Below are 14,889 nucleotides of genomic sequence, written 5' to 3'. Positions count from 1 at the left end.
GAGAATATTCAAATGGCAAGTCCAGCAATTATTGTTATTCAAAAGCGTCAACCGCAACTTGAGAAAGCCAAACTTGTAGCTTATAACGGTGAAGCGCCAGATATTGAATTAATGTTTAATCCTACAGATATTACTTTCGCTCGGACTGTTAAGTGGGAAAGTAAGGATGGTAATAGAGGAACTACTCTACTTCCGAAAGTAAACTTTTCTGGCGTTGAACCTTACAAATTTACGCTCAAACAGTTACTTTATGATACTTATGAAACAAAAGAATCGGTGATGAAGAAATATATAGATAATATTAAAAAAGGTGTAGAAACTATCAGTAAAGCAACTGACAAGCGACCACCTGTTTATATATTTACGTGGGGAAACGAGTATTTTTATTGTGTAATCACGAGTTTAACCTACACTTTAAATATGTTTTTGAGTGATGGTACACCAGTAAGGGCACTGGTAGATATAGCCTTGCAAGAAGTAGATAAGAATAACCTTCCTGGAGGACGTGAATCTGCTTCTACAGGCGATGCTCGTGCGGGAGATCCAAAAGGACAAACACTGAGTAAAACAAAATAAGTAATACCAATTTGAAAAAAGAATGCGACAAATAGACCATTTGTAGAGACGCGATGAATCGCGTCTTTAGCCAAAGAGGTGTTACTGAACATTCCATAATTTATAAAGTAATAGTTATGCCTGCAAAAAAAAGTCTTTATTTAAGCGAACCTAAAATACAAATAGATGGAAAACAAGCTTCTCCTGAATTAATGAAGGATTTGTTGCAAATCACAATCGAAGAAAGCCTTCATTTACCAGCTATGTTTACGCTAGTAATCCATAATAGCTATATTCCCGCATCTGACCGACCAGAAAACAAAGCTTGGCGACATGAGCCTTTATTTAAAATTGGGAAAAAAGTGAAATTGGGTTTTACTTCTAGTACGACTCTAGATAATAACTTCCAAGAAGAAGTAGGAGAATTCCTCATTGAAGGCGAAATTACAGCGATGGAAGTTAACTTCAATGAAAAATCTGAAGCTGATATCATTGTTCGCGGTTATGATATTTCTCATCGTCTGCACAGAGGTCGTTATAATCGTTCTTTTTTAAATAAAACTGATAGCGATATAGTCAAGCAAATAGTTAAAGAAGTAGGCATAAAGCTTGGCAATATAGAGGCAACTGGTGAAGTTCATAAGTATGTCTTTCAAGAAAATCAAACCAATATGGAGTTTTTGCGAGAAAGGGCTGCCCGCATTGGTTTTGAGTTATTTATTACAGAGGAAAAAGTCAATTTTTGCAAACCAAAAACTCAGGGATCTTTATCATTAAAATGGCTAGTTGATATTAATAAATTTAGTACCCGCGTTACTAGTGCTGAACAGATAAGTTCTGTAGAAGTACGCGCCTGGGACTATACCCAGAAAAAATTAATTAGTGGAACCGCCAAGAAAGAAAAGCAAATAACCGAGACAGGTAATCGGCTAGGAAGTAGTACTAGTAATGCATTTTCTAATCTTAAGTCTCCCAAAATGATTGTTGTAGATAAACCTGTTGCCAGTAAAAAACAAGCAGACACAATGGCTCAGGCTTTGTGTGATGAACTAGGGGGAGAATTTGTTTATGCAGATGCCAAAGCAGAAGGGAATCCTGAGATTCGTCCTGGACGGGTTATTAATCTTGAGGGTATGGGCGATCGCTATAGTGGTAAGTATTATGTTACAGAAACCCGCCATTTCTTCAGTCAGCGCGTTTATGAAACTTATTTCAGCGTGCGGGGACTACGTTCTGGTAGCTTATTCACAACTCTATCTCCAGAAAAACGTCTCCAACCATCTGAGACTTTATTAGTCGGAATTGTCACTGATAACAAAGACCCAGAGGCATGGGGTAGGGTGAAGGTTAAGTTTCCCACGCTCACAGAAGAACATACAAGTGACTGGGCGAGAGTTGTAGCTGTGGGAGCAGGCCAAAATAGAGGTTTTGACTGTTTACCAGAGGTAAACGATGAAGTTTTAGTAGGTTTTGAGCATGGCGATATCCACCGTCCCTACGTTATTGGCGGAGTATGGAATGGCAAGGATGCACCACCAGAAAAAGTAAGGGATTCAGTTACAAGTGGTGTAAGATTACGCACCATTAAAACCCGTGTAGGTCATACTCTACAATTTGTTGAAGAAGATAAAGGAAGTAGTAAAAAAGGTATTCGTGTAGAAACTGAATACGGTCACAAAATATATCTCAATGATAGTCAAAGGTGTATAGAGATTGAAACTAAAGGCGGTCATAGAATCAAAATGGACGACATGGGTAAATCTGTTTCAGTGGAGTCAAAAGGTAATCTGTCATTGGATGCTGTTGGAAATATAGACATTTCAGCCAAGGGTACGATTACAGTTAAAGGTGCGTTGATTCGACTTAATTAATTCGTAATACTTCGACTTCGCTCAGTACAAGTTCGTAATTCGTAATTTTTGACGAAAACAGTTAATTAAAAAGACTATGGGAGGTTGTGATGGGTAGACCAGCAGCAAGAATTACCGACAATGTGGCGCACCCCTTACCCCCAGTTTTAACAGGAGGGCCGGGTAGTCCGAATGTGTTGATTGGGTCTTTACCTGCGTGGCGGGGTGTGCTTGCAGCAGCAGTACCAGGTTTGCAGTCTGCTAAAACATCTTCTGATATAGCTATCAAAACGGCTGAGGCTGCTACCCTAGCGGCGGCTGGTACGCCAGGCGCGCCTGCTGCTTTAGCTGCTGAACAAACTACAAAGACAACGGCAGCTGCTACTATGGGTAGTGCGATCGCAGCAGCAGCAGCCGGTGCTGATATTCATAATTGCGCGACACCATTGCCTGTCCCTCCTCACGGCCCTGGGGTTGTGATTGACGGTAGTCAGACTGTGTTAATTAACAATCTACCTGCATCTCGGATGGGGGACACTGTTTTAGAAGCATTAGGGCCACCGAATAAAATTATCAAAGGTAATCCTACTGTTTTGATTGGCGGCTAATTGGAGAAGTAGAGAATATGAGGGAGAGGAGAGTTGGAACTTTATCCGAAATTTTGTCAGGATTAATAATCAATCTGCTTTCAGGACTTTTCTCCTCATCAGTCACCTATCCTAGTTTCTTCTCCCAAAATAATGCCTTGCCCATCTGGGGATTTAGCTCATAACCACTGAATCCGCACGCCTTGTATGCTGACTGGGCAACATGATTTCCTTCCAGTACCTCTAGCGTGAGTTTGCAGCAACCCAAATCAAACGCGATCTCCTCCGCTTTCTGTAGCAGCAGTTTGGACAAGCCTCTACCACGGTAGGGTAAAGCAACGATGACATCGTGAATATTAAGTAATGGCTTACACGCGAACGTAGAGAATCCTTCTAAGCAGACAACAAGCCCTGCGGGTTCGGCATCGACAAACGCAAGAATTACATGAGCCGCTTTTCTTTTTGCAAGCTCTGCTGAGAGATTTGCTTTAACGTAGTCCGACAAACCTTTACCACCACCCATCGGGTCGAGCGCATACTCATCCATTAATTGAACCATAGCGTCCGCATGAGCAGGCATACTCAGGTCTGCTTCAAAAATTTCAATCATCTATTAATTCTTGATTCTTCAAATATTGGCATAACATTTCTGGTCAGTGGCTACCGACAACCCTAGTTTGCGATCGTTTATCTGAATTACAGCAATTTTCATGTATTTGAACTATCTGTCATAAGGGCACAGCATTGCTCATTGGTGTCAACTTAAGGTTAAAACTCCTTTCAAACCTCGTTTCCAGCCAGAGGCTGGAAATGCTANCTCATGGCGGCTCTGCCGCCAGTAAGGAAGGCGGAGCCTTTAGGATGGCATTCCCAGTCTCAGACCGGGAACGAGGTCAGATATGATCTTTAAAAGCTTCTTCTAGACTGGCTTTTACCTTAAAGCATTAGGGCCACCGAATAAAATTACCAAAGGTGATTTTACTGTTTTAATTGGCGGCTGAGTACATTGAAGGTGGGGACTTCCGCGGGGCTATTTTACTAGATTATTTTTTCTGTATTTTCAGTGAATTTAGATGACTTATTACGTTTGAGTGCTGAAAGTGCGCCCAGAGTACTTAAGGCAAGTAAGCTAACAATAGAGGTGTGTTCGGGGACGGTAACTATAGTTGCAAAAAAACTAATGGGTAACTCACTATCTTCTAGTCCGAAATTTTCATAACCTGGTATAAATGGCGGTGCGGAAAAAATCTCTAAATAACCTGGTGTCGGCAAAAAACTAGCGAAAAATGGACTAGAATAATTTCCAAGAGAAGTGGAATAGCCAAAACCGTCACCCGTTAACTGTTGAGTATTAAGACTAATTAGATTGTCAACATTAAAAGGTTCGTTTCCTGGTATCGGAGTTCCGGCAGGTTGCAGACTAGTAATTGTTTCACCATTTCGTGTACCAGTAATTCCCAGAATCTGGTAAAAACCTAAATCGTCAGGACTGTCATTAGTGGTGAAAGTACCGCTGGCCGTGATGTCAGTACTAGTATTAGAATAATTCCAGTTCCAATTTAGAGCAGAGGCGGCTTGCATTGTCCCAAAAACTAATCCAGATGTAGCAGCAATAGCTGTCGCAGATAGTAAAGCTAGATTTTTCATGGAGATTGTTAGTGCAATTGCTTTCCAAAGGCGAACCCGATTCTTGGAAGTTGAGTTAAGCTACGGCGCAACCCAAAACCAATGGCAGTTTAGCACCAAAAATACAGCATATAGCAAAGTGCGGAATGTGGGTTAAAAGTTTTTCTCCCTGTGCCCCTCGCCTCTTCAACCTCGACCTTTGGCGAATAGGCTTAAAGCCTTTGTGCCGATATCTTTGAAGATATCCATGTAACAGCTGTCTAAGTGCCAGATATGGTTTATGGTCGCGATCGAGCCTATTTGGGAACAGGTTGGGCTTATCCACTGCATTTAAGTGTGCAAGGTGGGATACAACTTAGCCGTGAAGATCAAAAAGTTAAGGAATCTATTTGGATTATCCTCCGCACGGGAGTAGGTGAGCGGGTTTATCGACCTACCTTTGGTTCGCGCTTGTCGGAACTGGCGTTTGCACCTTTGAATAGCGATACCCTACTGCGAATTCGTCTTTATGTCTTGGAAGCTTTAGAAGTTTGGGAACCACGCATTACTATCGATGAAGTTGTCACCGATCCCGATCCAGTGCGTGGCAGAGTGGACATCATCATCAATTATCGGCTCAAAGACAGTCCCGATATTTATAGTTTTGTTTATCCTTATTATTTGGTGTCAGCTGGGGAGGAATCGTGAACTTTGATTTTTTACCGAAATTACCTTCTTCCAACTTAGACGATCGCGCCTTTGATGATTTGGTGCAAGAATGTATTATGCGTATTCCTCGCTACTGTCCAGAATGGACTGACCACAATCTCAGCGACCCAGGAATTACGCTCATTGAGTTATTTGCTTGGTTAACTGACCAAATGTTGCTCAGATTCAACCAAGTACCTCGAAAAAATTATGTCGCTTTTTTAGAATTACTAGGTATTCGTCTCCAGCCTCCCGCCCCAGCCCGCACAGAATTAACTTTTTATTTAAGTGCTGCACTACCTGAAGCCTACACGATTCCCGCAGGATTAGAAGCTTCAACTATCCGCACTGAAACTACAGAAGCGATAACTTTCAGCACAGATTCTCCTTTAATTATCGGCAAACCCCGCATCCAACATTTTTTAACTGCCCAAACTACCGAAGATATTCCCCAATCTCTGCGCGAAAGAGTCACAACTTCCTGGACTCGTCAATCTAACGGTTACTGGACAGGTAATGAACAACCGATTTTTGAAGAGGAACCCCAGCCTGGTAATTGCTTTTATTTAGCAATTAATTCTGACGATCCTTTAGATGCTAATGTTTTAGAAATTATTTTCCAGGGAGCTGCGGCTACTCCTGCTGGGATTAACCCCAATCAACCACCCCGCAAGTGGGAAGCCTGGGATGGGGAAAATTGGCAATCAGTTTTATTGCAAGAATCAGATGATAAAACTCGCGGTTTCAGTTTTTATGAAATCGCCCAAGAGGGTGAAAACCCTTCTCAAGGTGCAGAAGTACGTCTGCATTTACCTCAAATTTGGCCTGTGGCTAATTTTACCTCTTACCGAGGTCGCTGGTTGCGCTGTAGCTTTGTAAGCACAGAATCGAATGAAACTGGTTACAATCGTCCGCCACGAATTATTGGTTTAGCAGTGCGTTCAATTGGCGGTACTGTTAGGGCTAGCCATAGTACGCTGATTCAAGATGAGCGATTGGGAATTAGTGATGGTACACCCGGTCAAAGTTTCCAGTTACAAACAGCACCAATTTTAGAACGCCGAGAAGATGAGTATATTTTAGTTACTCCGGCTGGTGGTTTGCCGCAAAAGTGGACTGAGGTGAGAGATTTTGCTGATTCTGGGCCGCATAACTTCCATTACACCATCGATTCCATCACTGGTACAATCCAATTCGGCCCTCTGATTCGAGAACCTAGCCAACTTAAACAACAAACTCAGGTAAGAACGCGAATCCAGCAACCATCACTGGATGACACATCTGTACAAGTTCTGGAAAATAATCAGTCGGAACATCAATATGGGGCAATTCCTCCCCGTGGTGCAGAGATTAGGATGGTTAGTTATCGTACAGGCGGCGGTAGAGAAGGCAATGTTCAAACTGGGGCAATTCAGTTTTTGAAGTCTGCATATCCATACATTGCTAGTGTGGTCAATCGCGTACCAGCAATCAATGGGGCGGATGCAGAGTCACTGGAACAGGCTGTGATGAAAGCTCCCCGCATCCTCCGCACGCGCGATCGCGCCGTCACTGCCGAAGATTTTGAAGTTTTAACTCAACAGGCGGGTGCTGGTGCGATCGCTCGCGTCCGGTGTTTGCCAGCAAATTCTCGCAGACAAGCTGGTATAGTTAGTTTACTGGTAGTGCCTTATGCAAACACAGATGCGATCGCCCAAGGCAATGGCATGACACCAGAAGATTTTGCCCTCAGTAATGCCCTGCAAGAGCAAATTTTGAGTTATTTAGATGAAAGACGCTTATTAGGGGTACAAGTAGAGTTACAAGAGCCGAATTACGTAGGTGTTTCGGTACAGACAGAAATTGCTTTAGAGCCAGCATACAATAATCCTTTTGCCAGCGAAGAAATTCGCCGGAATTTAAGGCGATCGCTATATAAATATTTAAATCCCTTAACTGGAGGAATCGACGGCAAAGGTTGGCCATTTGGGCGACCAGTTTATACATCAGATATTGTCGCATTACTGCAACAAACCCCAGGCGTGCGTCATTTAGGCCCCGTCTTGCTATTTCCCATCCGCAAGCAAGGAGAAAATTGGCGGCGACAACCATCACCAGAACAATTGATCGATCCGGGATCGGAAGGTTTGATATGTTCTTGGGCTGATACAAATCTGCGTTCCAATCACGACATCCAGATAATTCGTAATTCGTAATTCGTAATTCGTAATTTGTCATTTGTCAGTAGTTCTTCTCCCCCAATACCCAATCCTATGGTTCAAAGTCGCTCTAGTCCAGGTGTAAGCATTCAATTAACGCCAATGCAAATTCCCGAAGCTTTACCTGTGGCAGGTTTAGCATTTGCAAATGCCGAAAATATTGATATAGCTGGACGTAGTTTGCTTTTGCATCCTGGACATCCCAGCGAGATGATTGTGCAGGTGCAAAACTTAGAACAACGTCCTTTGCGGGTAAGCTTAAGCGTTGAGGGAAACTTCCCATCCCAATGGTGTCAGATTGGCACAGAAGGTAGTGAGATACAGCCTCGCGGACAAATGGATGCTGTTCTCCACTTCTCAATTCCCGACACATTTTTTGAAGACCAAGAAGCAATTTCCCCTGGAAAAAAAGACAAACTAACACTCAATTTTCGCAGCCTAATTACTCTACACATAGACCCAGGCACGGACAACGAACAAATCGAGAGAAGCGAGTATTTCGATTTATACATCCGTCCCTACACTGCCTACATGGAATTCTTGCCAATTTTGTATCGGGAGGTGGACTTTATTGGTCGCTTCATGAAAATATTTGAGCAAGCTTTTCAACCAATAGTTGATAGTTACAACGTCATGTGGGCAAACCTCGATCCCTTGACAGCACCGCAAGCATTACTACCCTTTATGGCTCATTGGGTTGCTTGGCAGGTAGATTCCGTTTGGGATCTCCAGCAACAACGGCGTTTAATTCGCCGAGCCGTAGAACTTTATCGCTGGCGAGGAACTCGTAAAGGATTGCGTCTCTACTTGCATCTTTATACTGGTTTACCGTTAGACGAACATTTACCGAATGAAGCTGATAAACATATTAGTATTACAGAACCTTTTGGCCCAAGTTTCATTATCGGAGATGCACAATTAGGAAATGCAGTTTTAGCAGGCGGACAACCATATCATTTTATAGTGCGTTTGCGTTCAAATATTTCTAGTGGCATCATCAACGAAGAACTTATTCAAAGAATCATAGAACAAGAAAAACCTGCTTTTTGCACATACGAATTATCTATCGAAACTCCTTCTAGCCAATAAAATTTTAAACTTCTTCTCCCTGACCTCTGCCTGAGCTTTTCTTAATTTTGAATTTTGAATTTTGAATTAATTATGTCCCATCCTTTCCCACCTCCACCAATTAAATCCTTTGAACGCCTGCAAGCAGCAGACGGCTTACTAATTAATGCGGAACGCTGGCGCACAGCCCATGAATATCACCGTAATCGGCAAAATGCTCAATATCAAAGTTTAAATCAACCAGGAATTGTCTGCGGTTTAGGCGTGCGAGATGTAACTGCCCCAAGCCAAGTTGAAGCTAGATATCGAGATGGACGTTGGGTACAAATTCAACCTGGGATTGCAATTGATTTAGCAGGTAATCTAATTGTTGTACCGACTTCTTATGATTTTCCCATCGATTTAGAAGTAGTAAGTTCTGAACCGCTCATGATTTACTTAGTAGTTAGCTATGTAGATCCCGATGAATTGCGGCGCGGACAGCAAAGAGATATTGTTCAAGAGACTTATCGAATTGACCAAATAAACTCTACACCAGCCAGTTCAGAAATAGAAATATGTCGAATACTCCTACAACCAGGACATACTGACATTACCCAACCTGCGGATGCTTTTTTCCCTGGATATAATAATATTGATTTGCGTTATCGTCGTCAGGCACAAATGCGTCCTCAAGCACTTGTATGTATGGCGCAAGCGACTCATAGCGATCCTGAATGTGCGCGTAATTTTTTCAGCCTTTCATATTTATTACAAGCAGTAGAACCCCTCTATCCAAGTTTGCGAGGGGCTGATGAACCAGGTCAGGTTTCTTTAGCAGAAAATATCCAAGACTATGACATCCTTTATCTCACAGGTGGACAAGCAATATCTTTAAATAGTCTCGAATTTGAATCTCTCAGAAATTATTTGAATTTAGGTGGTGTGCTTTTAGTTGATGCGCCAACAAATGCTAATCCTTTGATTGAAAGTACTCAAGCTTTGGCACAACAGCTAGAGAGTCCTTTAAGACCTTTAGAAGAATTGCAACGGAGTCATCCTTTAAGGACAAAACCTTTCTTATTTGCTGCTTTACCAATGGTTAATCAACAGCAAATTAAACTGTTAATTGGTGGAGGAATTATTTTAGTAATTGGAGATTTGGCAACTGCTTGGGGATTGGATAGAGATTTAAGTTTACCCAGATTGACCATTCGGACAGCCCAGGAATTAGGGATTAATATTCTTCATTATGCTTGGAAGCGGCGACAGTTAATTGGTTTGCAACAGGAAGATAATTCCGGGCAGTGGTGAAAGCCAAGTTAGTAAGATTATTGAGTTTGGTTGTTTGCGATCGCACTATTATTTTTATCATGTTCAAGTTCTCTCATTAGAGAATCAAAACCACTGGTGTTGTTTCCACTTTGGGCAAATAAAGACCGAATTTTATTAATTATCGCATTCATGCTATTGGAGAAAAAGCGACCGAGATTATTAATAAAGTTTTTCAGTTTTTCAAAAATCGTCACATCTACAGTAGAATACTTATTAACAATTGGATATACAATTTTTCCTTTTTCTGTTTGATAGTATTCTTGTTCAGGCATCAACATTGATGTGAGTGGTTGCACCTGTTTTGCCATATCAGCTTCGGTTCGTTTATTGCTGAGGAATAAAACATCGTAAACTTTTCCGTTCCAGCTAGCCCAATAATGGTTTTGGAAGAACCATCGTTTACCATCATCACAATTGGGCTTTTTCCCTTGGTATGGGGTTACTCCAGCTTCACTCAAAAAAGGTTTGGCGATACTTTCAATTGAGATTTTTTCAATGCCAAAATACTCTTCTGCAACTTTTTTAAAAGTACGGGCTAATGTCTGACAATCTCCTTCTGGAGAGCCTTTTAAGAGCGTTTCTGGACTCTTGCTTACCATTGTGTATTGAAATTGGATATTTACAAAGTTTTTGAAAAGTTGTTCCAGGATTTTATCTTGTGGTAATGTGTCATCTATACCATTGACTAGTGTTTTGGCTAGTGAATATTCTTGTAAAAATTTTTGTTTTTTATCTGCTGAGTTATTTGCTGCTAATATTTCTTCAGACTTTGCTTGTTCGTTCTGATTAGCTTGTATCGTCTGCTGTGCATCCTGGTTTTGCAGAGGAGATCGATTAATTTGGTTGACTACAGAAGTAGCGACACTATCCGCCTCTTGCTCATATCGATCTCCTGATTGACCAATAGTCAGTTTTGGCTGTATTTCTCTTCTTGACGCGCTATCAGCACGTTTTATCGCCATTTTGCTCAGGTTATGACCAAACTGCGAAGAGTGTTCCTTACCTTGCTGCAACGACTCATTCATCTTTGTTTGCAAAACAGTGAGTCGCTCTTGTCCCTCTGGCGTAATAGTGCCATGCTTAGCTTGTATTTGGAGTTTCGTTGCCTCAAACTGATATTGTTGAAATTTCTGATTTTCTACCTTTGCCTGTACTATAGGCTTGTTGGAGCCAAGTTGAGAGTGGGTAGTTAATAAATGTGATTGCAACTGACTTTGCTTTGGCGAATAAGCGGATGAGTCAGCTTTTTTGTGGATTTGTAGCCGTTCTTTCATCGCTAGTTTTAAAAGTCAATAGTGGGTAATCTATATATTATGTCACTTACTTAAATATCCCCGACTTCTTAAAGAAGTCGGGGATCTGCGGATTGCAATAATTTCTACTGGCTTAAGAACGCCGTACATTTAAGCAACACCATTCTTTGCGTTTCCACAGGGTAGCGACAACCCAACCATTTTCTTCTAAAGCGTCAGCAACAGCTTTAGATTGTTCTAGTAAAATACCACTGAAGATCGCCCAAGTTTCAGGTTTAGCGATCGCACTCATTTCTGGAACCAATTCAATAATTACATGAGCCAAAATATTGCAGACAATACCATCCACTGGGCTTTCAATTAGTTTTTTCAAAACGTCTACACTTCCCTGTGCAGGTAGTAAACGTTCTGAGCTAATATTATTCAGCGTACCATTACTGATAGTTGATTGCACCGCCAAAGGGTCAGTATCCACTGCATAGACTTTCTCAGCACCCAATAGCAGCGCCCCAATGGAAAGGATACCAGAACCACAGCCAATATCCGCAATTACCAGATGTTCATGTTTGCCACTATTACCCACAAACGACTGCGAAACTCCACTTAGCCGCATTTCCAGCGATTCCAAACATAGCTGAGTGGTGGCATGGTTGCCTGTACCAAATGCTACACCAGGATCGAGGCGAATTACTAATCGTTCCGTTGTTTCTGGTAATGGTAGCCAAGCAGGGTTAATTAAAAAGCGATCGCCTATTTCCTGCGGATGCCAATATTGTTTCCAGCTAGTTGCCCAATCTTCCTCGTCAATTAACTGCCATTGCAAAGAAGGAGATGGAATTCCTACACAGATAGCATCTTGACGCAGCCACAGCGACAGCGCTGCCAAATCTAGTAGCTGCGTTTGAATTGTCGGCAGATAAGCCCTTACTAAAGATGAATTTCCTTTATTTTCACTAGCTGTACCACGACAACCAAAATCTTCCAGTCGCCAGAAGATCGATTCTTCTAGGTCTGGCTCACATAAAATATTCAGTTCCCACCAGGTGTTTGCCATTTTTCAGAATTCAGGAGTCAGAATTCAGGAGTCAGGAGGAATTATTTATTCTGACTCCTGGCTCCTGACTTCTGACTTCTAAAGTGTTACTGTATATGCGTCTCGGATACCAGGGACTTTTATAATCTCATCCAAAATGCCCTCTGGTAAAGGGTCATCTATACTCAGAGCCATGACGGCATCACCACGGACGATTTTACGACCTACTTGCATACTGGCAATATTCACATTAAAACTGCCGAGTAGGGAACCAAGTTTGCCGATAATCCCCGGCATATCGCGGTGCAGGGTAAACAACATATATTTGCTGGGTGGGACGTTAATCGGGAAACCGTCAACGTCGGTGAGGTGGATTTCCCGCTCACCCAATAAAGCACCTGTTACAGAATGAGTACCTAAAGTACCCGTGGCTTCTAGATGCAGTGTGCTAGCATAGTCTCGAATGGAAGCATCGCGGGTTTCAATTACCCGAATTCCGCGTTCTTTGGCTTCTATGCTGGCATTTACGTAATTTACTCGTTCCCGCAAAGCTTGGTAAAGTAGTCCTTTGAGGGCAGCGACGATTAAAGGTTGACTTTTGTTGGTCGCGAGTTCCCCTTGCAGTCGAATATTGAGTACTTCTACCCGTCCGCCAGCTAGCTGTCCTACCAGATTACCGAGAGTTTCTGCTAGTTGCATGTAGGGTTTGAGTTCTTCCAACACATCGGGGCCGAGTCCGGGAATGTTGACGGCTGAACGTGCTGGTAGTCCTAAAAGGACATCGCGAATTTGTTCGGCAACATCAATGGCCACATTCACTTGAGCTTCTGTAGTAGAGGCTCCCAAGTGGGGAGTGAGGATAACTTCTTTACCTAGCGATCGCAATTCCGATTCACCCAGTGGTTCTGACTCGAACACATCCAAAGCTGCACCGCCGATTTTACCCGCTTTCAGAGCTGCTGCTAAAGCTACTTCATCAATGATCCCACCACGAGCGCAGTTGATAATCCGGGCTGTGGGTTTCATCTTTGCCAAGGTTGTGGCATTGATTAAGTGGGTAGTTTCTGGGGTTTTCGGGATGTGGAGGGTGATATAGTCTGCTTGTTGGAAGAGTAAATCTAGCTCCACTAACTGACAGCCAATTTGTTCGGCTCGTTCGGTAGAAATAAATGGGTCATAAGCTAGGAGTTTCATCCCCATTGTCTTAGCTACAGCAGCAACATGGGAGCCGATTTTACCCAAACCGACAACACCGAGAGTTTTTTTGTAGACTTCCGCGCCAACAAAACTATTGCGATCCCACGCACCGCGTTTCACCGAGGCGTTAGCATCGGGGATGTGGCGAGACAAAGCCAAAATCATTGCTAGCGCGTGTTCGGCAGCGGCAATTGTATTTCCCTCTGGAGAATTGACTACCACGATTCCCCGGCGTGTGGCAGCGGGAACATCCACATTATCCACACCCACACCCGCACGACCGATGATTTTTAGCTGGGTGCCGGCATCAATGATTTCTTGAGTAACACGCGTACCAGAGCGAATCATCAGCGCGTCATACTCACCAATAATTGCGATCAGTTCCGCTGGTTTTAGACCTAGTTTGACATCAACGGTTGCAACTTGCGAAAGAATGTCAATTCCAGCTTGGTCAATCGAATCAGAGACAAGAACCTTAGACATGATTACTTCATTTAAAGCTACAGGTTTTGCTGCACAAGACTTTTTAGTTTAGTCTTTATCTGTCGCAATTCAGCAAAAATTATTCGTTTGAATATCGACTTAACCTTAACNNNCACTATCTGGTGGTGGTANNNAAGCATGAGTTGCTTTCGGTGGATACTGCCTCCTAAGTATTTAAGGTGAGTGGCTATTTGCATCATCCTGTCGCTAAATATAAAGCATGAATAGCACCAAGCACCGATATATTTATTAATAGTTAAGAGTTACCAAAATTTTATCGGCTGAAGCAACTTTCTGAGTGGGGTAAAAAATACCTGGATTCTTGACTGGGCTGCAACTTTAGATCGGGCAATGCTATAGATAACCACGAAACGAGCGAGTAACTATTATATCTATCAAATCTTGGCTATTTCTAGATACCACAAGTGGTATCCCTTAGTCAAAGCAAAATATTGCAACTTTTATCCCGAACAGGCGTTTCAATTCACCAACCGATCGGCTTTTGATTTGTTCGTATCGCATATTACCATTAGCTTTATGGTAAAACCTCCATTTTACCATAAAAGATTTGTGCAATAGTCTAAGGAAGTCGTGAAAGCTTTCTGAGAAGTTTGATGTTCTCTTGAAGATGAATAAAGCTCAATTAACTAAAAATAGTTACTTCCAAAAGATTGAAGGCAAACAGAATCGTATCTATCTTTAGAAAAGATAACCTTTATTTTTTATTCCTAAAGATTAAAGTTAATCAGGGCAAATTGTAGATAAAAAATATATTAATAGTCTTGTATGATTTTTTCAGTAAGGTTAGCCCTAAAAAACAACAATAAATAAAAGAACAAATGCCTAGACTTGTAGGACAACGCTCTAATACTGGAGCGAATATCACCAGCTTAATCATTCTGCTGGCAATATTTGGGGTACTTTCCGAATACTTTGGTGTGATTGATATAGTTCCCGGCTTTGGACGAGAAGGACAATATTTTCAACTGAAATTTCGGACTACTAACGAACAAATAATTCAACAACCAAATCAATAAA

Annotated in this window: 14 protein-coding genes; 9 read left to right on the top strand and 5 right to left on the bottom strand. The window is 42.1% G+C overall.

The annotated features are described in order from the left end of the window. Positions 1-12 precede the first annotated feature (12 nt). The 3 genes from QUD05_RS22270 to QUD05_RS22260 all read left to right on the top strand — a co-directional run bounded on the left by QUD05_RS22270 (position 13) and on the right by QUD05_RS22260 (position 3,013). Positions 13-576, top strand: coding sequence for a CIS tube protein (locus QUD05_RS22270; RefSeq protein WP_289797978.1), 564 nt, complete (start codon positions 13-15; stop codon positions 574-576). 116 nt (positions 577-692) lie between these two features. Further along, entirely contained in the window at positions 693-2,426 is a 1,734-nt protein-coding gene (locus QUD05_RS22265; protein ID WP_289797977.1) for a VgrG-related protein, read from the top strand. A gap of 89 nt (positions 2,427-2,515) precedes the next feature. Next, positions 2,516-3,013 carry a PAAR domain-containing protein gene (locus QUD05_RS22260; RefSeq protein WP_289797976.1) on the top strand — a complete coding sequence of 166 codons (498 nt, stop codon included), beginning with the start codon at positions 2,516-2,518 and terminating at the stop codon, positions 3,011-3,013. Positions 3,014-3,119: 106 nt separating this feature from the next. On the opposite strand, the gene QUD05_RS22255 is transcribed toward QUD05_RS22260, so the two are convergent. After that, on the bottom strand, positions 3,120-3,602 hold the full coding sequence (locus tag QUD05_RS22255; RefSeq protein WP_289797975.1) for a GNAT family N-acetyltransferase: 483 nt from the start codon (positions 3,600-3,602) through the stop codon (positions 3,120-3,122). A gap of 428 nt (positions 3,603-4,030) precedes the next feature. Further along, positions 4,031-4,639 (bottom strand): PEP-CTERM sorting domain-containing protein, encoded by a 609-nt coding sequence (locus QUD05_RS22250; protein ID WP_289797974.1) that lies wholly within the window; start codon positions 4,637-4,639, stop codon positions 4,031-4,033. Here QUD05_RS22250 and QUD05_RS22245 point away from each other — a divergent pair. The 5 genes from QUD05_RS22245 (at position 4,638) to QUD05_RS22225 (ending at position 9,864) form a co-directional block, all read left to right on the top strand. Next, positions 4,638-4,775 carry a hypothetical protein gene (locus QUD05_RS22245; protein WP_289797973.1) on the top strand — a complete coding sequence of 46 codons (138 nt, stop codon included), beginning with the start codon at positions 4,638-4,640 and terminating at the stop codon, positions 4,773-4,775. The genes QUD05_RS22250 and QUD05_RS22245 overlap by 2 nt on opposite strands. A 116-nt stretch (positions 4,776-4,891) precedes the next feature. After that, positions 4,892-5,305 carry a GPW/gp25 family protein gene (locus tag QUD05_RS22240; protein ID WP_289800046.1) on the top strand — a complete coding sequence of 138 codons (414 nt, stop codon included), beginning with the start codon at positions 4,892-4,894 and terminating at the stop codon, positions 5,303-5,305. Further along, on the top strand, positions 5,302-7,500 hold the full coding sequence (locus QUD05_RS22235) for a putative baseplate assembly protein (protein WP_289797972.1): 2,199 nt from the start codon (positions 5,302-5,304) through the stop codon (positions 7,498-7,500). The genes QUD05_RS22240 and QUD05_RS22235 overlap by 4 nt, the downstream gene beginning before the upstream one ends. Positions 7,501-7,557: 57 nt before the next feature. Further along, complete coding sequence (locus QUD05_RS22230) at positions 7,558-8,592, top strand: phage tail protein (protein WP_289797971.1); 1,035 nt, start codon at positions 7,558-7,560, stop codon at positions 8,590-8,592. A 72-nt stretch (positions 8,593-8,664) separates the two neighbouring features. After that, positions 8,665-9,864, top strand: coding sequence for a DUF4159 domain-containing protein (locus QUD05_RS22225; RefSeq protein ID WP_289797970.1), 1,200 nt, complete (start codon positions 8,665-8,667; stop codon positions 9,862-9,864). 17 nt (positions 9,865-9,881) lie between these two features. On the opposite strand, the gene QUD05_RS22220 is transcribed toward QUD05_RS22225, so the two are convergent. From QUD05_RS22220 to serA, 3 genes are all read right to left on the bottom strand, one after another. Then, entirely contained in the window at positions 9,882-11,159 is a 1,278-nt protein-coding gene (locus QUD05_RS22220; protein WP_289797969.1) for a hypothetical protein, read from the bottom strand. Positions 11,160-11,271: 112 nt separating this feature from the next. Continuing rightward, positions 11,272-12,192 carry a 50S ribosomal protein L11 methyltransferase gene (gene prmA, locus QUD05_RS22215; RefSeq protein WP_289797968.1) on the bottom strand — a complete coding sequence of 307 codons (921 nt, stop codon included), beginning with the start codon at positions 12,190-12,192 and terminating at the stop codon, positions 11,272-11,274. Between the two features lie 78 nt (positions 12,193-12,270). Further along, positions 12,271-13,851 (bottom strand): phosphoglycerate dehydrogenase, encoded by a 1,581-nt coding sequence (serA, locus tag QUD05_RS22210; protein WP_289797967.1) that lies wholly within the window; start codon positions 13,849-13,851, stop codon positions 12,271-12,273. A gap of 839 nt (positions 13,852-14,690) precedes the next feature. Between serA and QUD05_RS22205 the strand changes: the two genes are divergently transcribed. Beyond that, the gene (locus QUD05_RS22205; protein ID WP_289797966.1) at positions 14,691-14,888 is read left to right on the top strand and encodes a hypothetical protein; all 198 of its coding nucleotides are present in this window, start codon (positions 14,691-14,693) and stop codon (positions 14,886-14,888) included. The last annotated feature ends 1 nt before the right edge of the window (position 14,889 follow it).

The sequence above is a fragment of the Nostoc sp. GT001 genome, assembly GCF_030382115.1.
In the GTDB taxonomy this organism is placed as follows: Bacteria; Cyanobacteriota; Cyanobacteriia; order Cyanobacteriales; family Nostocaceae; genus Nostoc.
This window is presented reverse-complemented; position numbering and strand designations above follow the sequence as displayed.